This window comes from Bacillus sp. ISL-78 (assembly GCF_018613455.1).
Lineage (GTDB): Bacteria > Bacillota > Bacilli > Bacillales > DSM-1321 > Peribacillus > Peribacillus frigoritolerans.
The window spans coordinates 49,613-69,057 of record NZ_JAGGQC010000017.1 but is presented as its reverse complement, the minus strand read 5'-3'; the positions used below and the strand labels follow the sequence as shown (position 1 = coordinate 69,057).

Sequence of the window (19,445 nt, the reverse complement as noted above, 5' to 3'; positions counted from 1 at the left end):
TATATATAATAAAAAATGTGAATATTGAATATATTATTTAAATTACTAGTTTAAAATAACAATAAAAATGGTCGCTTCCCTTACACTATCGAAATATTGGGAAATAATCTTGGAAGAAAGGATTATACATTAGATATGATCCGAGTTAAGAGAATGCGATAGTATGCTTTTAGAATTCTGATTATTATAAATTTTCAGTTTCATAGATTGAATATGGGCGGGGTGCTAATTATGATAGTTTTTGACCGGGTGAATAAGTATTACGGCGATTTCCATGTATTGAAAGAAATTAATCTAACAATCAAGAAAGGGGAAGTGGTAGTGGTCATCGGACCTTCCGGATCAGGAAAAAGTACACTGCTTCGATGCATTAATCGTCTAGAGACCATTTCACAAGGATCCCTTTCAATAAATGGTTTAAATGTAGCGGATAAAAAGACGGACATAAACAAACTCCGTCGGAATATCGGTATGGTTTTCCAGCATTTTCACTTGTATCCCCATAAAACCGTGCTCGAGAATATCATGCTTGCTCCCAGGAAGGTTCTGGGACAATCCGAAGAGGAAGCGAAAAAGATTGCTCAGAAGTATTTGGACAAAGTGGGGATTGGGGATAAAGCAAATTCATTTCCTTCCCAGCTATCAGGTGGACAGCAGCAGCGGGTTGCGATCGCCAGAGGTTTGGCGATGGGCCCCGAAATCATGCTTTTTGATGAACCTACCTCAGCCTTGGATCCGGAAATGATTGGCGAGGTCCTGGATGTAATGAAAGCTCTTGCCCATGAAGGAATGACGATGGTGGTGGTTACGCACGAAATGGGATTTGCCCGTGAAGTGGCGGATCGAATCGTATTCATGGACGAAGGCAGGGTTTTAGAAGAGGCAACACCGGCTGAGTTTTACGCCAATCCTCGTGAAGAGAGGGCTCGTTTATTCCTTAGCCGTATATTAAATCATTAAATAAAAAACAGGGGTGAATTACATGTTGAAGAAAAAGAAATGGTTAAAATTATCTTTGCTATCATTACTGGCCGTCATTTTATTAGCTGGTTGCGGCGGGGGGAATGATTCCGACAAAGCTGAAGAGGGTGGAGGTAAAGGCAAAGAAGAAGATGTTCTCGCACAAGTGAAGGAAAAGGATAAGATCGTTTTTGGGGTGAAAAATGATACAAGGCTATTCGGTTTGAAGAATCCTAGTACTGGAGAGGTAGAAGGATTTGATATTGATATTGCCAAAGCTCTTGCAGCAGAAATCCTTGGTGATGAGAATAAAGTTGAATTTAAAGAAGTGACTTCTAAAACTAGGATGGCCTTATTGAATAATGGTGATATCGACGCAATTGTAGCAACTATGACAATCACGGAAGATCGTAAAAAAGAAGTGGACTTCACTGATGTTTACTTCGACGCCGGACAATCTTTGTTAGTCAAAAAGGGCAGCGATATCAAGGATATTGATAGTTTGAAAGGGAAAAAGGTATTGGCTGTCAAGGGATCTACTTCTTCCATAAATATCCGTGAAAAAGCGCCTGAAGCACAAGTGCTGGAATTTGAAAACTATTCCGAAGCGTTCGCTGCACTTAAATCCGGACAAGGGGATGCATTGACAACGGATGATTCCATCCTTTATGGAATGGCTGATGAAGACCCAAGTTATGAGCTTGTTGGTGGTACATTTACTGAAGAGCCATATGGAATTGCCGTAAAAAAAGGCAATTCTGAATTTGTGGAAGAGTTGAATAAGGCCCTTAAGTCACTAAAAGATTCAGGCAAGTACGATGAAATCCATGATAAATGGATTAAACATTAAACATTTTAGCAAATGTATTTTGGCAGCTGACCTTGAATAACATTTGAATATTTGTCTGTGAGGATGAGCGTTTTGCTCATCCTTACTAGTTAAAGGAGTTGTATGCCGTGCTTGATTTCTCCATTTTAACAGAGAATCTGGATATGTATTTATTAGGCTTTAAAAATACGATCATGTCGAGTTTGGTCGCATTGGTATCGAGTTTGATTCTTGGTGTGCTAATTGCCATCATGCGGATAGCGCCAATAAAGCCACTAAACTGGCTGGGTACCGCCTATGTTGAATTCATTCGGAACATACCGTTATTGATCATTACCTTTTTCTTCTTTCTTGGTCTTAAACTAAGCGGTCTATATGCAGGGACATTAGCCTTGACCATTTACACTTCATCTTTCATAGCTGAGGCAATTCGGGCAGGCATACTCTCCGTGCCTAAGGGTCAAATGGAAGCTGCCCGTTCATCAGGCCTGACATATGGGCAGGCCATGAGGCTCGTCATACTGCCGCAGGCCGTTAAAATAGTCATTCCTCCATTAGGGAACCAATTTATCAATTTAGTAAAGAATTCTTCCATTTTGGCCGTCGTTGCAGGACTCGATCTTATGTACCACGGGGATTTGATTTCTTCAAGGACATTTGTCGTGTTTGATGTGTACATTTTCGTTGCAGCTTTTTACTTAATTCTTACCATTCCTTTAAGCTTTGGCGTTGGTTATTTGGAAAAACGTCTGGCTAAGAGTAATTGAGGGAGGTATAAGATATGGATTTTGCAGGTGCCTATACACCAGATAATCTTAAGTTTTTATTAGAAGGATTTTGGGTAACGCTCCAGGTAGCTTTTATATCCATTATTCTAAGTTTCATTATTGGCGGGCTTGTAGGTATAATCCGATACGCAAAAGTGCCGGTGTTATCACAAATACTAGCTTTGATTGTAGAAACGGTACGTAATTTACCTCTGTTATTAATCATATTTTTTACGTATTTTGCTTTGCCGGAGATACGGATTAAACTGGAAATCATTCCGGCAGCCATAGTTGCCTTGACAATTTTTGAGTCAGCCATGCTTTCTGAAGTCATTCGAAGTGGACTGAAATCCATTGATAAAGGCCAAATGGAAGCTGCACGTTCATCAGGCTTGAGCTATACACAGGCATTGATACATATTATTCTGCCCCAAGCGCTGCGCCGCATGGTTCCTCCTATTGTCAGCCAATTCATTTCTTTATTAAAGGACACCTCTTTAGCTGTTGTCATCTCTTTACCGGAGCTGACTCATCATGGTCAAATCATATATGGACAAAGTCAAAAGTATTTAATACCGATTTTGATTCTGGTAGCTCTCATGTATTTCATAGTTAATTATAGTCTTTCTTTGGTAGCCCAGAGACTTGAATTGAAACGAACCTAAAAAAACGACTCAGAAATGAGTCGTTTCAGAATGTAGACAAACTCGATGAAAATCGAGTTTGTCTACATTTTTTTTGCTTGTACAAATTTGAACGTTGATTTTCACTTCAGGCACTCTCTTTCCGCGGGCGGTCCGGGAGCCTCCTCGGCGCACTTGCGCCTGCGCGGGGTCTCCCTTGGACTCGCAATTCCCGCAGGAGTCTCGCATACCCGCTCCAATCAACTGGATTGTTTTTTAAAGAATAAACTATAGTTTGGTTTCATTCCTAACTTTGATTAAGAAAATGTTACACTTTGAGTTTTTCATTGTTTAATGAAACCTCATTTAATAGAAGAAATTTGCGACACTCCTGCTGGCTAGCCAAGACCCAACAGACGCTTGCGTCAAGGAGGCTTGGCAGACAGCCGTCGGAAAGGGATCGGACCTCTGGAATCAACTGGAATGTTACTTTAAGAAAAAAACGTAGGCTGGACTCATCCCAAACAAGTTGAAAACTTAGTTATCCTTCATGGATTTATACTGTAACCCTTAATGGATGGAAGAAGATTGCGACACACCTGCCGAATAACTGGATAGCCGATACCCCGGAGATGTTTACTTTAATGCGGCTTTGCAGATAGCCATCGGTAAGGGAGCGAACCTCTGGATTCAACTCGAATATTAATGATGAATAGTACACAAAAAATGAATCTTTTGGTTTTAATAACCGTATATATAAAGGAAGAAAGAAGGTGGAATACATGTCGGAAATTAAAAGAAGTAATAGCAAAGCGATTGTATCATTGATCATGGGGGTATTATCCCTGTTTATTCCAATCATCGGCATCATATTAGGTATTTTAGGGTTAATATTTGCATCGAAAAGTAAACAAGAAATGAACCTTACTGGTGAATCTGGAAATGGTTTAGTGACAGCGGGAAAAGTGTGCAGCATTATAGGAATAATCTTGAATGTTCTCATGATTTTGATTTTCATGGTGTTTTTTTATTTCGTAGTCAATACGGACATATCAACCTATTGAATGTAAGTATTAACTTGACAAACAAAGAAAAGTAATATAAACCTATAAAAAATGGAAATTCATGTTATAATTATTATAAATATCTAAATATTGTATGAAGGGATGATATTTTGACCATTCAAATCTTTGAGTACCCAGCCGTATTCTATTATGAAAAGCACCCGTTGATTATCGACTCTTTTTCCGTTCAAGTTTGTTTCCCGGATTTTAGGCGAAAAGGAATTATTTCTTCCGTTAGCGGTAGGAATCGGTTAGAAGCCTTAGCTTGTGCTCAAGAACTGTTGGAGTCCATGGTCGAACATTTTATACACGATAAAAAAACAATCCCGGATGCAAGCGAAATGGAAAAGGTGAATCTAGATCGGGGAATCAATATATGCGAGGCTGCACCCTTCAGAATTGAAATAGAAAATATCACATATGAAAAATAAAAAAACCTTGCCGGTTAAAGGACAAGGTTTTTTTATTTTGGATTTATTGAATTAACCCGGAATGTCAGACCAGTATATACAAAATATTATTTTTTTGTAAGCTGAAATCGATGGTGATAATAGTGCCACTCATAAAATATAAAAAACCATCATTACCTGTAAAAGGAATGATGGTTTTTAGTTTCGCTTTAAATTTCCCCTTTAATTATTTTTTATTTTTGGATAAAGGATATTGCGTTCTTTATAACGAATATGTATAGTATAGGTAACATAGGTAAAAAGTATCAATAGTTATATATTTTGGAGGTGTACATGTGAAATATTATATAGCATCAGACGAAAAAAATTTGAAGCAAGTAAAATCATTGATCAAGAAATTGGCTTCAAAGGGATTTACTTGTGTGAATGACATGAATTTAATTACGAATGATGAGAAAAACCAAATAACGGACGACATTGGAGAATATGAAAAAAAGGGGATAGAGGAAGCTGATTTCATGCTGATCTTCCTAACGGCAGGAAAAGGTAATCTATATGAGCTTGGCTATGCTTTATCTTTAAATAAGAAAATAATTGTGTATTCCCCTGAGAAAGAAAATTATCATATTAATAAAAAATCAATATTTCATAATCTGCCCGAGGTAACAATCTGCAGCGGGACCTTTTATAAACTGGTTAAATTGATACATACGCTTTCTCCGGAAGGAACTGAAAAAGATTCACTGCCTCTTAACTAAATGTCAAATGTAAAATTTTAAGGATACCCTCTAATAAAATTTCTTTTGAACGAATTGTTTAAAGTATTAAAAATGAGGATAAAGACCATTAAAAAAGGGGGAGGACTGTTTTGGCCATTATTGATATCGACCAATTATTGTTAGCCACTGAAGCGATAGCAGAAGAGTCAGTTCCATTCCATCTTGATACATTTGACATCGATCAACTTTTAGATAATACGGATAATTGGAGTTGGTAAAGAAAAGCATGCCCATAGAGGATATGCTTTTTTTAAAGTGAAAATAGCCTGATTACCTGTATGAAAATAATACAAGAAACCAGGCAGGTTGGGATATTTTAACGATTGAATTAAAGTTAAAACTTGCGTCCTTTTACGAATCCTAAAATCACAAACATTGAAATGGTACCGATAACAAAAATTGCTTTAATGGAATTCACTAGAATTTCATCGTACATTTGTATTACCTCCTTGTATGTAATGACAGTGCGATTATGATTAGCTGTTGATGTATAAATTATAACATAAAGTCAATATCCGATGGTGGAAAATTAAAGACGATATGGGTAATAATGTATAGGTTGTACTGTTAAAATATAAAAAAGATATCCTCTAATCAGTGGATATCAGTGAGAAAATTATTTAAGTCCTAGTGCTTTTTTTGTTTTTGGTCCGACGATTCCATCAGAAGTAAGTTTTTTGGACTTTTGGAATTTCTTTACGGCTGTTTCGGTGTTTTTTCCAAATGACCCATCTACTCCTTTAGTGCTGTATCCAAGTTTAGTTAATCTTTTTTGCAGTTCGATAACTTGGGGGCCGCTGCTTCCTTTCTTCAAGGTAGCGTTTGTATTTACCGGCAGGCTCACAGATCCGCTCACTTTAAATCCATTCGTGGCAGCTATGTTGGCAAATGATTTATTCGAACTGGCAATCAATACTACAGTGTTCATTCTCACCTTTTCGTAAAGCCATTGTACATCATTGTTATACATACGAATACAACCGGCACTTATATATTTCCCGATGGTTGTAGAATCATTATTGCCGTGTATTGCGTACGTATTTCCTGGTGTATTCCTTGCATTGATCCCCAGCCATCTTTTACCTAGAGGATTTTTTGGGTCTCCGCCTCTAATGTTGCCTTTATAATAGGGACGATTCACAATCTTTGTCACCACTTTAAACTTTCCTTCAGGAGTGTAAGAGGCTTTCTTACCTGTCGCCACGATGAATACCCTCACCAATTTATCATTTTCGTAATAGGCAAGCTGATTATTGGCTTTATTGATGATAATCAGTTGTCTTGCTGCCGCACCTGAAGTATTACTGAACCCCAAAAAACTAAAGGCGAAAATCAATACAAATACAATTAATTTTTTCATGTTTTTCCCCGTCCCTCATATAAGCAACCTACATTTACACATATACTATCCTATGCATGAAGTAAGGCTAAAGTGACATTTTTTTAAAAAAAGGGTAGACTAATTAACTATGGGAAAAGTCAAACTTAGATCCAATTTCACTTTTATGCATATCGAAAGAAGATGGGCACTATTTTTGGCCATATTACATACATTATTGAAGTGAAAGCGGAGGTGGGTAAGAATTGTCACGCCTAAAGGTGGAGGACTATCTAGAACAAGGCATTCATGGACCAAAAGAAATCAAGGCTGGTGAACGAAGGGAATTTCTGGGCACATTACGGGAACGCGTAGTCATCGTCCTAAAAAGAAGCCAAGTCTTTGAAACGAATGTATACCCGGAGATAGAGCAAATGATGAAGCAGTATCCCCATTCAAATTTGTTTTTAAATGGTCAGATGGACTATCAATATCTAGGAAAATATATTAAATTGGCAATGAGTCATGATATTCCATACAAAATCGTCCTAAACAAAGATCATAACTCCGATTTGGGTCTGGTGTTAGCGGAAAGTAACGCCATAAACAAAGAAGAAATTTATATAGAGAAGCAAATTCATGCCCAGCAAGTCATCAAAAAGAAAAGCTTCACAGCGTTTTTTAAACGCTGTGTTAAAAAATTATTAAAAAAACGTTGATGCAACTATCAACGTTTTTAGTTTGTCTGAAGAAGAGTTCGGAATGGGCTACCTAACCATGATAGTAAGAATTGGGTTACCTTAATAATTTTTACGGATTTATGAAATTAACTGGAACTTTTTTTGAAAGAAAAAACTGTAGGTGAATTCTCTTTCTTAAGAGTTTGTCTACAATCTGGAACGAGTGATATTTGTTTTTATTTTTAAGCGCTCTTTTAATTAAGTGTTTATACAACCTATCCTGTTTATGTAACTCTTTTCCGTAACTTATAAAACTTCCTGAAATTTCCTATAATTGTTTTTACTACGGAATAGGTAGGGATAGCGATTAAAATACCGATGAATCCGTATATTGATCCAGCAGCAAGCAGCAATAGAATAATGGTAAGCGGGTGAATGTTAAGCCGTTTCCCCATAATATTCGGTGTAACCAAGTGCCCTTCGACCTGTTGAACAACAGTAAGGACAATGAGTACCTTCACTGCCAGCCCAATGTCTTGTTGTAAGGCAATGAAAAGGGCGGGGATGATGCTTATTAATGGACCAAGGAATGGTACAACGGTAAAAATCATGGCGAATAAGGCCAATACGAGTGCATAATCGAGACCGATAATAAGGTAACCAACATACATCAAAGTCCCTATGACGATTGATATGATGAATTGACCGATAATATAAGTTGAGAGGGCTTTATCGACGTCTTTTAAAATCGTGTTCCCCTCTGATTCTACATCGTTCGGTATGTATTTTAATAGAAATGGTCGTAATTTATCTCCATCCTTCAAGAAATAGAATAAAATGAATGGTGTAATGACCAATACTGTTAATACACTAGTTATAGTTGATAAAATGGTATTGACATTCCCGATGAGCTTTTCCGAATAATCTTTCAAATGCGTGACCGCTTTTTCTTTCAACTCTTCCATATTTACCATGCCAAAATCATTTTTTTCTATCATGACTTCAGATTCTTTAGAGAATTCCTTGACTTTGCCGGGGAGGTTTTCAGATAATTTTTGAAATTGGTCAACGATTACAGGACTTCCAAAGTAACTTACCATCCCAATCATGCTAAATATAATCAAAAACACGGTGAAGATGCTAGCTGACCTCGGGATAAATTCAGTTAACAAGTTAACGACCGGCCGTAATATATAATATAAAAGCCCAGCCACAATAATAGGAAAAAACATGGCAGCAATGATTTTTTGCAGCGGCAGCAGAACATAATCAATCTTACCCAGTAAAAAAATAATTAAAATGATCAAAATGATTGCGCAAGCATATTTGAAAAACGGTTTATTGATCCACAAGAAAATCCCCCCTAATTCCATCTCTTACTTGATTCCCTGATTTAGCTTAATGTTAAACTAAATAACTTGATTAAATGTTCGGTGCAAAACTTTTAGATGGATGAAAGTTTGTCATTCAGCTTTTATTCGATTGTGTTTCAATTTTAAAACTTAAAAGCAATATTAACTGACCAACTGTTTATTAAATGGAAGTTCGTACTTTTTAAATTTTTTTTGGAATTCAAATAGCTATATCCGGAAAAAAAGAAGTTGATATATGGAAACAAAAACAAGACTTTCACTGTAAAAAGAAGGACATATTAATATATATCGGCAATTTTGACTTTTACCTGTCTTTACGTGCATAAGTCGATAATCTGAATTTATGCTCACAACTGCCCCCAGGTGAGATGACCTAATCCATATGATATTCCAATGTACATACTAAAAAGGCATCATCAAAGGTAAATTCCGGTTATGGAACTTTACTTGATCATGCCTTTTTATAATGGTTCTTAAATTAGGATATTTTACTGAATGTGTTCGTTACTCCTTGTTTCTGTTCTGTTTGCATTTTTTTTATGTCGAGACGTAACCAGATGGAAATGGCGAATGCTATCGCAATCAATGCTGCGAAAACGTAGAATACCGGAATGTAACTGTTCGTACTTTCCCTGATTGCAGTAACCAACATTGGGCCGCAAACCCCGCCTAGAGACCATGTAGTTAAAAGATAACCGTGGATGGCACCGATTTCCTTAGTGCCAAATAAATCCCCGGCAAATGCAGGGAGATTAGAAAATCCTCCTCCATAACAACTAACGACCAATAAGATGAGTCCTTGGAACAATAGTGTATTTGTAGTCGTTGGAAGTAAAAGGAACGCACCGATCTGTATGATGAAGAAAATGACGAAAACATTTGGACGGCCAATATAATCAGATGCCGCTGCCCAGCCAAGTCTTCCTCCGCCATTAAAGATTCCCATTATTCCGACTAATGTTGCTGCACCTGCCACTGACAGCCCGACAACGTCTTGAGCCATAGGTGAAGCAACCGAAATCATCATGATCCCTGCACTTGTATTGATCAATTTCATGGACCATAACATCCAGAAGTGTTTAGTTTTAACCGCTTCTTTTGCAGTTAATTGCCTTAAGTCTTTTTTCAGTTCTTTCTTACCGGACTCAATATCTTTCTTCATTCCTTCAGGCAGCCAGTTGGCTTTTGGAGGTGCAATATAGGAGGCCCCTAAGAACATCAGTATGAAATAGCCTGCGCCTAAAATATAATATGTAGTATATATGCCGACGGATTCCATAAGGCTTGCAGCGACTGGGGCTGTAATGAGAGCTCCGGCACCGAAACCTAATACTGCCATTCCTGTTGCCAATCCCCTGCGATCTGGGAACCATTTGACTAAAGTGGATACTGGTGAAATGTACCCGATTCCCATACCAAGACCACTTAACACCCCATAAGTCAATAGGTAGAGCGGAAGTGAATCGACCATTACCGCTAAACCGGAACCGGCTTGTCCTAATCCGAATAATACAGCCGCGACCATAGCTGACTTTCGTGGTCCATTTTTTTCTACGAACTTGCCAAAGAAGGCAGCAGAAGTTCCTGCAAGCGCCATCATTATTGTGAATGCTAACGTTACTTCAGTTTCTGACCACCCCATGGTTTCGACTAATGGTTTTTTGTAAACGCTATATGCGTATGCACCGCCAATGGATAGGTGAATGGCGATAGCGGATAAAGCGATTAACCATCTGTTTTTTGTCATCTTGTTACCCCTTTTCTTCAAAATTAAGAAAGTAGCATGCGTTTTATCTATAATATAAGGTTTTGCATGCGTTTCATCTATCTTGTTGAATAAGTATATAAGAATATTATTTAGTAGTAAACTACTAAATTGAAATTCATGTAAAATTTTCCTCGTGCTTAGAGTTGGAAAAAACACTTTATGGATTCGGATTAAAATGTTATATATTCTAAGGATTTTAATATACATATAAGGTTTGCAGGTATTGCTGAGGTGTATTATTCACGAATCTGCCCAAAAGTCTTTTCATTTAGCGATTTTCCTGATTACAAAAAGGGAAACGATTGAATTTACTCTAAAGGTGCGATGAACCAGAATTATTCTCATTGGCTTTAAAGTGATTATTTTGATAAAATTAATATAATATTCAAGACATATAAGCGTACCACTCGGAATTGATATTTTTAGTGGTTTCAGGAATAATTGATTCTTTTTTCAGGAATCATAGTCTGGAAATCAAAGAAAAACCAATTTATTTTAAAAAATTCCGAAAATTTCGTCTTAAAGGCTTGAACTATGATTCCTTATAGGAGTAAACTAATGAAAGATAGATTTTATGGAAGTGAAATCTTGTAAATTTAATCAACAAGGGGTTTTGGTAATGAAGGAACATGACATGCAAATCACGCTTAGTACAACAAAGAAAGAAAAACCACAAGCGGACCAGCTTGAGTTCGGTAAGCAGTTTACCGATCATATGTTTATTATGGATTACACACAAGGGCAAGGGTGGCATGATCCAAGAATTGTTCCTTATCAACCGCTCTCATTGGAGCCGTCAGCTATGATTTTTCACTATGGTCAATCCGTTTTTGAAGGATTGAAGGCATATGCTACACCAGAGGATGAAATTATCTTATTCCGTCCGGAAAAGAATTTCCAACGCTTAAATAGTTCGAATAGCCGATTATGCATACCGGATGTCGACGTTGATTTCGCGTTGAAGGCCTTAAAGACTTTAATTAGCGTTGATAAGGATTGGGTTCCCCAGGCAGAAGGGACATCTTTATATATCAGGCCATTCATTATAGCTACTGAGCCTTATCTTGGAGTATCTCCATCGAATAAGTATCAGTTCATCATCATCATGTCACCAGTGGGATCGTATTATAAAGAAGGCATCCATCCAGTTAAAATTGCAGTGGAGTCAGCTTTTACACGTGCAGTTAATGGAGGTACAGGTGAAGCCAAAACGGGCGGTAATTATGCATCGAGCCTAAAAGCCCAGGAAGTATCCGAAAAGATGGGTTATGCTCAAGTTCTTTGGTTAGACGGAGTGGAGAAAAAATATATCGAAGAAGTTGGAAGTATGAATGTTTTCTTCAAAATTAATGGTGAAATCATCACCCCTGCTTTAAATGGAAGCATCCTTCCGGGTATTACTCGTGATTCCATTATAGAATTGCTGAAACATTGGGGTCTTCCCGTGTCGGAAAGACGCATCTCGATGGAGGAAGTCCATGAAGCCTATAAATTGGGTCACTTGGAAGAGGCCTTTGGAACGGGAACAGCCGCGGTCATATCACCAATTGGTGAATTTTTGTGGAATGGTGAAGAAATGCTTGTTCAAAGCGGAGAAACGGGCGAACTTTCCAGAAAGCTTTATGATACACTGACAGGTGTCCAAACAGGTAAAGTCGCAGACGAGTTGAACTGGACTACTAAAGTTGAAGAAAAAGTGACTCAATGATACTTAAAAAAACCTTCTTTGAAGGTTTTTTTTTTTGCTTTCAAATAATCATTTTGTGCCTTATGGCAACTGCGACGGCCTCGGTCCGGTGATTCACTCCCAATTTCCTGATGGCAGAAGAAATATGATCTCTGACAGTAAATTCACTAACGCTCATTTTAGATGCCATTTGCTTTAATCCCATCCCATTCGCTAAATATTGAAGGACCTCCACTTCACGTTTGCTTAGAAGGTAAGTGGGAGGGGCGGAATCGAATGTTGAACTGACAGCCAGTTTCAAATAATGGGAAAGCTTCATTAAATCATTCTTGGTAACGGGCTTGTTGGCGTGGATGGGGTCAACCAACACTAAACCGATGGCCAAGTCATTCACAATTATCGGAATGATTGCCAATGAAGTGATGGAAAATCTTTTGACGTATTTTGCAGGGATGGAGGATTTCGCATGCTGGATGGTTAAGTATATGGGCTTGTTATGGATGACTGCTTGGTGGATCGGGTATATATCATGAATATTTTCCCTGACATTATGTAGTGAAAAGGTACCTTCAACTGTACATGCACAAATTCCTTCACCCATTCCTGTTAAACATGAGTAACTGAATAAAGATGCTCGTTGAAATGAAAAAAAATCCACACAGCCCTTTACGATCATTTGTGATTTATTTGCCATATCTTTTTGTTGGGAAATCTTTTTTACATGTTTCATCAGAGTTTCCTCAAGCATTCGACTTAATTCCTCCCTACATTTTCAGTACTAGGATAAATGCTACTAATATCTTACAATATAATGAAAACTCTTACAAATTTAAAAATCCTTAGAGATTCAAAAGTTTAAAGTTCATAATTTCAAGGAGGCATTACCATGAAAAGAAAGAGTTTAACGACAACAAGCAGGAGTTTTAGAGAAGATACCCTACCATTTAAACTTTACCAAAAGGCAAAGAAATTCGGTATATGGAATCCTCGAGACATTGATTTCAGCCAGGATAAAGAAGATTGGAAGTCATTTACTGACATTGAAAGGGAAGTGTTATTACGGATCATTTCCCTTTTTCAGGGCGGGGAAGAAGCCGTGACTTTGGATTTGCTGCCGCTCATAATGACAATAGCCAAAGAAGGCCGGATCGAAGAAGAAATGTACTTAACGACATTTTTGTTCGAGGAAGCGAAGCATATGGAGTTCTTTCGCTACACATTAGATCAAATTGGTGAAACGGGTGATTTGACGGTTTATCACTCAGACACTTATAAATCGATTTTTTATGAAATTTTGCCTGAAACGATGGAGAAACTTTTAACCGATCAATCACCAGAAGCCTTGGCAGAAGCAGCCACTGTTTATAATATGTTTACCGAAGGCGTTCTTGCAGAAACTGGATATTTCGGGTTCTATCAGACTCTCGAAGCTAATAAAATGATGCCTGGTTTATTAAAAGGTGTGGGTTTTTTGAAGAAGGATGAATCACGCCATATTGCATATGGGACTTTCCTGCTGCAGCGAATCATCAGTGAACATCCACATATCTTTAAACAGGTTGAAAAGAGGATGGAGGAGCTTTCACCACTGGCCATCACGTTAAATACGGAGGGATATGATCGGTTAGGAAATCCCTTTGGTAATGACCAACAAGCTGTATTGAATTTTACCCTGAAACAATTATCAGAGCGGATGGAGATATTAGCCAGGGCAAAAGGGAAAGGGATTGAAGAAATCTATCAAAGCAATGAAAAGGAATATGGGGTTTTGTAATGCAGAAATAAGATACAAGCATACTGTGAGTTTACATTTGTTAAAGGGATGGCCATTAGGAACTTGAATGCAGCGTATGGACGATCCTTAACTGCGAATATACTATTTAATCCGAGGTGAAAAAACGATATGAAGGTAAATGCTCATTCGAATTTTTGGTTAAGGTCTTCTGTTTACAGTGGCACTAACACTCGTTCACTCATTCCGGGCCTATTCAATGGTCTTGGGGCAACAAGGATTCTGCTCGTGAGCGATGCTGGCTTGGAAAATGCCGGCGTCGTTAAAAAAGTTACCGAAACTTTTGAGCAGCAGAAATTAGGTGCCAAAGCTGAAATAGTTGGACAGTTTATTGATGTTACACAAGACGCAGCGAGTAAATGTGTAAACGAAGCATTGAATTATGCACGCGAAGTTCATGCCGATGCCATCCTTGCCATTGGCGGAGGGAGCGTCATCGATACCGCAAAAGCATTGAAATACGGATTATATAAAAACATTACGGATATAAATGATTCAATACCAAGCGGTTTTCTATATGAGGGTTTTCCAAAAGCACAATCCATGAATATCCCGCATATTTCCGTAGCCACAACAGCAGGGACGGGTTCTGAAGTGTCCCCGATCGCAGTCATATATAATGAACATAAAAAAGTAAAAATGAATATATACAATGTATTTTTAAGTTCGGATGTAGCGATTCTAGATCCCGAGTTAACAGTCGGACTGCCGTCTGACATTACGGCGTTTACTGGTGCAGATGCATTGACACATGCAATTGAAGCGATCATTTCACCTGCTGCGACATCAATAACCGATGCATATGCATTTCAGGCCATTAGAGTTATTGAAAGAAATTTACCGAGGGCCGTAAAGGATGGAACGAATATTGAAGCTAGAATGGAAATGCTTCATGGAAGCATGATGGGAATCACTGCATTTTGCAGTGCATTGAATGCGATTCCGGTTCATAACTTTGCCCATGCATATGGGGCGTTATTCCGTATTCCGCATGGACTGGCCAATGCAGTATTATTACCGGTCGTCATGGAATCAATCCCGGATTTATACCTTGAAAAGGCCCATTTGATAGCTGAAGCCTTTAGTGTGAAAATACAGGATGAAGATTCAAAAGGAATCTTAGCGAAAGTGGTAGAAAAGCTACGTGCCTTCCTATTTGATCTTGGGCTGCCCTGCGACTTCAGCGCCTATGGAATTAACCAGTCGGATATGGAAAGGATTCTGAAAGCAGTAATGACCGATCCAGCTGCCGCTAATTACCCGATGTCGGAGGAATTAATAATGTCGGTTGTTTCAAGAGTTTCACCGGTAAGAATTAACTGATACTAAAAAAGCCAGCCCGTAAAGGTTGGCTTTTATTACGTTGTAACGATTAAGCACCAAAATTTCACATCCAAACAGTTCATTCCGTTATTTGATGTCTAAGAACTACAGTGATAGACTCTGGTTAATGTTTTTTTCCTAAGTTTTCCTGTGCCATCTTTATAAGTTCCTTGACCATGCCCCCGCCTAATTTTCCACCTATTTTTCCATTCTGCTTGGATGTCAGTTCACCGTTATAGTCTTTTTTCAACGGTACGCCAATTTCTTTTGCTACTTCAAACTTTGCCTCTTCGGGATTCTTTGTACCAGCGATTTTGGCTTTTAAATCATCAAGGCCTTGTTGCGCTTCAGATACCAATATTTTCCTTCTCCTTGCCATTTAGCAACCAACCTCCTATTTTTTCTTAGGTTATCCTAATGAAGTGAAAATGATAAACCTGATTTGCAGTCCGAAGAAGTTTTAGTTTATTTAAAGCGGGTAACATATAATAAAACGACGATTTAAGGAGAAAAATGATGCTGACTGCGAATTCAAGTTTATTAACAAAAGAAGATATGACAAATCCCGATCGAGTGCCGCAATGGCTAATCAAGGAATATCAAACATTCCATGAAACAGTGACCGATAAAACCTTTCCTTGTTATTTTGGTATGAAAGCTGAAAATAAAGGGGAACTTCGTTATGCTTATATCACACAGGAAGATTGGTCCAATCTCCCAAAAGCAGTGGAAAGCTTTCTTGATTTATTTCAGGAACCACCATATATAAGGCATGGACTTTTTGTTTTTATGGAGCCTGAATCGATTGAGGGTGATATAGAATTTTACCGTAAAAGGTTTTGGGAGATCCTGCAATACCTGCATGAAGCGGATGTAAAACCTTGGCCAATTGAAAAGCCTAAAGATCCGGATCATTATTTATGGGACTATCATTTTGCCGGGGAACCAATCTTTGTCTTTGGTAATGCACCCGCTTATAAACAGCGTAAAACTCGCGATTTAGGAAATAGCCTCGTCCTTGGATTCCAGCCCCGGATGATCTTTGAAGGCTTGGAAGGAACGGAAAAAGGCGGAATCATGTCGCGTGAAAAGGTCCGGGAACGAGTTGAGAAATGGGATAATCTCCCAAAGCATCCTGATATCAGTCACTTTGGCGATGTAAATCATAATGAATGGAAACAATTTTTCATAGGGGATGATATAGAACCGATAAAAGGTAAGTGTCCCTTCCATCATAAACAATTACCGTAACCGTGAGCAAATTGCTCTCGGTTTTTTTGCGTTTGAAAATAAAAAACATAATCCTTGCCTTATTGGATTTTCAGTTTTATAATGTGAAAGTAGCAATTGCAGTTAATTCGAGATATATGGATTAAATGCTATTTTTTATAAAATATACAAAATTAACAATTGGGGGAACGAAAATGTCTAAAGTATTGTTTGTTAAATCAAATGACCGCCCAGCGGATCAAGCTATCAGTGTCAAAATGTATGAAACGTTTTTGAACGCATATAAGGAAGCAAATAGTAGCGATGAAATAACTGAATTGGATTTATTTGAATTGAATTTGCCTTATTACGGAAATACTGCAATCACTGCCTTATATAAACGCAACCAAGGCATGGAATTGACTGAAGAAGAAGTGGAAATTGCTGATATTGTGCAACAATACTTGAATCAATTCCTTGCTGCCGATAAAGTGGTATTTGCCTTCCCGCTATGGAACGCAACGGTTCCGGCACCATTGGTAACTTATATTTCTTATCTTGCCCAAGCGGGAACAACATTCAAATATACAGCTGAAGGCCCAGTTGGCTTAGCCGGAGATAAAAAAGTGGCCTTACTTAATGCACGCGGATCCGATTATGCATTGCCTGGAATGGAAGCCGGCGAAATGGCAGAGAAATACGTAACGATGAATCTAAACTTATGGGGTATTAAAAATCCAGAAACGGTCGTAATCGAGGGACATAATCAATACCCAGATCGCTCACAGGATATCGTTGCAGAAGGATTGGCGAAAGTTGCTGAAACTGCAGCAAAATTCTAATTTTTTTAAAGAAAACCAGTATGTATTTTTAGCATACTGGTTTTTCTATGCAGATTTTTCTGAAAGTCGATTATAATAAAGGGTAAGCTATAAGCATGAAAGGAAGTGCAGACGATATGCAAACGTTTAAATCACGTGACGAATTAAAGATAGAAGAAACTTGGAATTTAAAGGATATTTACGAAGATCAGGCTAATTGGGAAAAAGATTATCAAGAAGTCCTGAAGATGACAGAAAAATTAAAAACTTACGATGGCCATATTCAGTCAGCTCAAGATTTATTCGAGTATTTACGGTTAAGTGAGGAAGTTGGCTACATTTATAACAAGCTATATGTATTTGCCATGCTTCAAGCCGATTTGGATACACGGGTCACCTCATCACAAGCATTGCTGGATCGAGCTGGTAAGTTAGGGCAGAAAATAAGTAATGCTTCTGCATTCTTCATGCCGTTTCTACTAAGCCTGGAAGAACAAACATTAAAAGGGTACATAAATGAAGTCGAGGGTTTGAAATATTTTGAAGAGGATTTACTGGATTCTTTCCGCTATAAAGCCCATGTATTAACGAAAGAACAAGAAGAGGTGCTTTCCCAAATAGGCGAAGCCTTTTCAGCTCCACAAAAAACGTTCGGAATGATCAACAATGCGGATATAAAATTTGGGGAAGTTACGAATGAAGACGGCGAGAAGGTAGAGCTGACGCGAGGAATGTATTCCAAATTGATTGAAGATGATGATCGGAATAAAAGAAAAGAGGCTTATTTCGCATATTATCAGCCATATGTACAATTGAAGAATACAATCGCTTCCACACTTGCAACGGCAATCAAAAATAATGTGAATCTTTCAAAGCTAAGAAATTATCCATCTGCCTTGGAAAAATCCTTATTTGGAGATCAAGTTCCAAAAGAGGTTTATGATAATCTGATTATGTCTACTAAGCAAAATATCGGACCCATGCATAAATACATTCATTTAAGAAAAAAATTGCTGGGTGTAGAAGAATTGCGTGCTTATGATTTAAGTGTACCATTAGTCGAAGGGGCTAAAGAGGAGATTTCTTACGATGATGGTTTTGCTTTGATGGTGGAGGCACTAAAGCCACTTGGCGAAGAGTATATCACAATCCTTAAAACCTTTAAGGAAAACAGGTATATCGACGTCAGGGAAACACCTGGAAAACGTTCAGGTGCTTACAATTTAGGACTTTATGGTGTTCACCCTTTCATCCTATTAAATCATCGTGATGATTTAGACAGTGTATTTACACTTGCACATGAATCTGGACATGGCATGCATTCATACTATAGCTCAAAATACCAACCGCAAATAAGTGCTGGGTATTCCATTTTTGTCGCTGAAGTTGCTTCCACTGTGAATGAAATCCTTTTGATTCGCCATTTAATTAAGACAACAAAAGACGTACAAAAGAAAAAACATTTACTTAACCATTTCATAGATAGTTTTAAAGGGACATTCTTCACACAAGTGATGTTTGCGGAGTTCGAAAAGATTGTACATGAAAAAGCTGAAAATGAAGAACCTCTAAATGCCGAGGTTTTTAATACAGCCTATGAATCGATATTTCGTGCATATAATGGAGACGAAATAAGTTTCGATGAAGAAGTGAAGTATGGCTGGTCACGCATCCCACACTTTTATCGTCCATTTTATGTCTACAAATATGCTACTGGTTACGTTTCAGCCATTACGATCGCTGATAAGATCCTTGCTGGGGACAAAAAAACACTTGAAAGTTATTTGACTTTCTTGAAAAGCGGGAGTTCCGATTTCCCATTGGAGCTGCTTAAGAAAACAGGAGTGGATTTAACGAAACCTGAGCCAATCGAAAATGCAATGAAGATTTTCAGTGATCTCGTCGACCAATTCAGTGAGTTGACAGAAGGCTAATCTAAACCATTTCTTCCAAAAGAGCCCATGGTATGTGTGTATAAAAAATGCTATAGTTAAAACATTGGCGTATGAAAGGCCCAATCAATAGATTGGGCCTTATTTTAT

20 protein-coding genes are annotated in these 19,445 nt (G+C 38.0%); 15 read left to right on the top strand and 5 right to left on the bottom strand.

The genetic code is table 11. The annotated features are described in order from the left end of the window. Nucleotides 1–231 precede the first annotated feature (231 nt). From J7I96_RS17180 to J7I96_RS28450, 8 genes are all read left to right on the top strand, one after another. The gene (locus J7I96_RS17180; RefSeq protein WP_214772810.1) at nucleotides 232–960 is read left to right on the top strand and encodes an amino acid ABC transporter ATP-binding protein; all 729 of its coding nucleotides are present in this window, start codon (nucleotides 232–234) and stop codon (nucleotides 958–960) included. A 22-nt stretch (nucleotides 961–982) separates the two neighbouring features. Next, complete coding sequence (locus J7I96_RS17175) at nucleotides 983–1,810, top strand: transporter substrate-binding domain-containing protein (protein ID WP_214772811.1); 828 nt, start codon at nucleotides 983–985, stop codon at nucleotides 1,808–1,810. 107 nt (nucleotides 1,811–1,917) lie between these two features. After that, on the top strand, nucleotides 1,918–2,556 hold the full coding sequence (locus J7I96_RS17170; RefSeq protein WP_057277535.1) for an amino acid ABC transporter permease: 639 nt from the start codon (nucleotides 1,918–1,920) through the stop codon (nucleotides 2,554–2,556). A gap of 14 nt (nucleotides 2,557–2,570) precedes the next feature. After that, a complete protein-coding gene (locus J7I96_RS17165) occupies nucleotides 2,571–3,221 on the top strand; it encodes an amino acid ABC transporter permease (RefSeq protein WP_034307000.1) in 651 nt (216 codons plus the stop codon). A 740-nt stretch (nucleotides 3,222–3,961) separates the two neighbouring features. Then, nucleotides 3,962–4,243 carry a DUF4190 domain-containing protein gene (locus tag J7I96_RS17160; protein ID WP_063577730.1) on the top strand — a complete coding sequence of 94 codons (282 nt, stop codon included), beginning with the start codon at nucleotides 3,962–3,964 and terminating at the stop codon, nucleotides 4,241–4,243. A gap of 110 nt (nucleotides 4,244–4,353) precedes the next feature. Then, on the top strand, nucleotides 4,354–4,674 hold the full coding sequence (locus tag J7I96_RS17155; protein WP_214772812.1) for a type II toxin-antitoxin system HicB family antitoxin: 321 nt from the start codon (nucleotides 4,354–4,356) through the stop codon (nucleotides 4,672–4,674). A gap of 287 nt (nucleotides 4,675–4,961) precedes the next feature. Beyond that, nucleotides 4,962–5,411, top strand: a complete 450-nt coding sequence (locus J7I96_RS17150; RefSeq protein ID WP_396020115.1) for a nucleoside 2-deoxyribosyltransferase — start codon at nucleotides 4,962–4,964, stop codon at nucleotides 5,409–5,411. A 110-nt stretch (nucleotides 5,412–5,521) separates the two neighbouring features. Then, a complete protein-coding gene (locus J7I96_RS28450) occupies nucleotides 5,522–5,650 on the top strand; it encodes a hypothetical protein (RefSeq protein ID WP_285289436.1) in 129 nt (42 codons plus the stop codon). A gap of 398 nt (nucleotides 5,651–6,048) precedes the next feature. Here J7I96_RS28450 and J7I96_RS17145 read toward each other — a convergent pair whose 3' ends face one another. Beyond that, entirely contained in the window at nucleotides 6,049–6,792 is a 744-nt protein-coding gene (locus tag J7I96_RS17145; RefSeq protein WP_214772814.1) for a L,D-transpeptidase family protein, read from the bottom strand. Between the two features lie 224 nt (nucleotides 6,793–7,016). Here J7I96_RS17145 and J7I96_RS17140 point away from each other — a divergent pair, with 224 nt between their 5' ends. After that, nucleotides 7,017–7,469: a YueI family protein gene (locus J7I96_RS17140; protein ID WP_214772815.1), complete on the top strand. Its 453-nt coding sequence runs from the start codon at nucleotides 7,017–7,019 to the stop codon at nucleotides 7,467–7,469. Nucleotides 7,470–7,714: 245 nt separating this feature from the next. Here the strand turns inward: J7I96_RS17140 and J7I96_RS17135 are convergent, their stop codons facing one another. Continuing rightward, complete coding sequence (locus J7I96_RS17135) at nucleotides 7,715–8,782, bottom strand: AI-2E family transporter (RefSeq protein ID WP_214772816.1); 1,068 nt, start codon at nucleotides 8,780–8,782, stop codon at nucleotides 7,715–7,717. A gap of 499 nt (nucleotides 8,783–9,281) precedes the next feature. Next, nucleotides 9,282–10,550 (bottom strand): L-lactate MFS transporter, encoded by a 1,269-nt coding sequence (locus J7I96_RS17130; RefSeq protein ID WP_101225408.1) that lies wholly within the window; start codon nucleotides 10,548–10,550, stop codon nucleotides 9,282–9,284. Nucleotides 10,551–11,190: 640 nt separating this feature from the next. On the opposite strand from J7I96_RS17130, the gene J7I96_RS17125 reads away from it, so the two are divergent. Further along, a complete protein-coding gene (locus tag J7I96_RS17125; RefSeq protein WP_214772817.1) occupies nucleotides 11,191–12,279 on the top strand; it encodes a branched-chain amino acid aminotransferase in 1,089 nt (362 codons plus the stop codon). 40 nt (nucleotides 12,280–12,319) lie between these two features. Here J7I96_RS17125 and J7I96_RS28075 read toward each other — a convergent pair whose 3' ends face one another. Beyond that, nucleotides 12,320–13,006, bottom strand: a complete 687-nt coding sequence (locus J7I96_RS28075) for a response regulator transcription factor (protein WP_251025312.1) — start codon at nucleotides 13,004–13,006, stop codon at nucleotides 12,320–12,322. Nucleotides 13,007–13,144: 138 nt separating this feature from the next. On the opposite strand from J7I96_RS28075, the gene J7I96_RS17115 reads away from it, so the two are divergent. Next, nucleotides 13,145–14,032 (top strand): R2-like ligand-binding oxidase, encoded by an 888-nt coding sequence (locus J7I96_RS17115; RefSeq protein WP_214923040.1) that lies wholly within the window; start codon nucleotides 13,145–13,147, stop codon nucleotides 14,030–14,032. Between the two features lie 129 nt (nucleotides 14,033–14,161). Further along, a complete protein-coding gene (locus J7I96_RS17110; protein ID WP_214772818.1) occupies nucleotides 14,162–15,373 on the top strand; it encodes an iron-containing alcohol dehydrogenase in 1,212 nt (403 codons plus the stop codon). A 124-nt stretch (nucleotides 15,374–15,497) separates the two neighbouring features. On the opposite strand, the gene J7I96_RS17105 is transcribed toward J7I96_RS17110, so the two are convergent. Beyond that, nucleotides 15,498–15,752 carry an alpha/beta-type small acid-soluble spore protein gene (locus tag J7I96_RS17105; RefSeq protein ID WP_214923039.1) on the bottom strand — a complete coding sequence of 85 codons (255 nt, stop codon included), beginning with the start codon at nucleotides 15,750–15,752 and terminating at the stop codon, nucleotides 15,498–15,500. A 137-nt stretch (nucleotides 15,753–15,889) separates the two neighbouring features. Between J7I96_RS17105 and J7I96_RS17100 the strand changes: the two genes are divergently transcribed. The 3 genes from J7I96_RS17100 to pepF all read left to right on the top strand — a co-directional run bounded on the left by J7I96_RS17100 (nucleotide 15,890) and on the right by pepF (nucleotide 19,337). Then, the gene (locus J7I96_RS17100) at nucleotides 15,890–16,624 is read left to right on the top strand and encodes a YqcI/YcgG family protein (RefSeq protein ID WP_214772819.1); all 735 of its coding nucleotides are present in this window, start codon (nucleotides 15,890–15,892) and stop codon (nucleotides 16,622–16,624) included. Between the two features lie 173 nt (nucleotides 16,625–16,797). Further along, on the top strand, nucleotides 16,798–17,424 hold the full coding sequence (locus tag J7I96_RS17095) for an FMN-dependent NADH-azoreductase (RefSeq protein WP_052137253.1): 627 nt from the start codon (nucleotides 16,798–16,800) through the stop codon (nucleotides 17,422–17,424). A 116-nt stretch (nucleotides 17,425–17,540) separates the two neighbouring features. Next, nucleotides 17,541–19,337: an oligoendopeptidase F gene (gene pepF / locus J7I96_RS17090; protein WP_214772821.1), complete on the top strand. Its 1,797-nt coding sequence runs from the start codon at nucleotides 17,541–17,543 to the stop codon at nucleotides 19,335–19,337. Nucleotides 19,338–19,445: the final 108 nt, after the last annotated feature.

Excerpts from the sequence above, each read along its gene's own strand:
- J7I96_RS17180 (WP_214772810.1), top strand. The coding sequence starts at position 232 with ATGATAGTTTTTGACCGGGTGAATAAGTATTACGGCGATTTCCATGTA.
- J7I96_RS17175 (WP_214772811.1), top strand. The coding sequence starts at position 983 with ATGTTGAAGAAAAAGAAATGGTTAAAATTATCTTTGCTATCATTACTG.
- J7I96_RS17165 (WP_034307000.1), top strand. The coding sequence starts at position 2,571 with ATGGATTTTGCAGGTGCCTATACACCAGATAATCTTAAGTTTTTATTA.
- J7I96_RS17160 (WP_063577730.1), top strand. The coding sequence starts at position 3,962 with ATGTCGGAAATTAAAAGAAGTAATAGCAAAGCGATTGTATCATTGATC.
- J7I96_RS17145 (WP_214772814.1), bottom strand. The coding sequence starts at position 6,792 with ATGAAAAAATTAATTGTATTTGTATTGATTTTCGCCTTTAGTTTTTTG.
- J7I96_RS17130 (WP_101225408.1), bottom strand. The coding sequence starts at position 10,550 with ATGACAAAAAACAGATGGTTAATCGCTTTATCCGCTATCGCCATTCAC.
- J7I96_RS17125 (WP_214772817.1), top strand. The coding sequence starts at position 11,191 with ATGAAGGAACATGACATGCAAATCACGCTTAGTACAACAAAGAAAGAA.
- J7I96_RS28075 (WP_251025312.1), bottom strand. The coding sequence starts at position 13,006 with ATGCTTGAGGAAACTCTGATGAAACATGTAAAAAAGATTTCCCAACAA.
- J7I96_RS17115 (WP_214923040.1), top strand. The coding sequence starts at position 13,145 with ATGAAAAGAAAGAGTTTAACGACAACAAGCAGGAGTTTTAGAGAAGAT.
- J7I96_RS17110 (WP_214772818.1), top strand. The coding sequence starts at position 14,162 with ATGAAGGTAAATGCTCATTCGAATTTTTGGTTAAGGTCTTCTGTTTAC.
- J7I96_RS17105 (WP_214923039.1), bottom strand. The coding sequence starts at position 15,752 with ATGGCAAGGAGAAGGAAAATATTGGTATCTGAAGCGCAACAAGGCCTT.
- J7I96_RS17100 (WP_214772819.1), top strand. The coding sequence starts at position 15,890 with ATGCTGACTGCGAATTCAAGTTTATTAACAAAAGAAGATATGACAAAT.
- J7I96_RS17095 (WP_052137253.1), top strand. The coding sequence starts at position 16,798 with ATGTCTAAAGTATTGTTTGTTAAATCAAATGACCGCCCAGCGGATCAA.
- pepF (WP_214772821.1), top strand. The coding sequence starts at position 17,541 with ATGCAAACGTTTAAATCACGTGACGAATTAAAGATAGAAGAAACTTGG.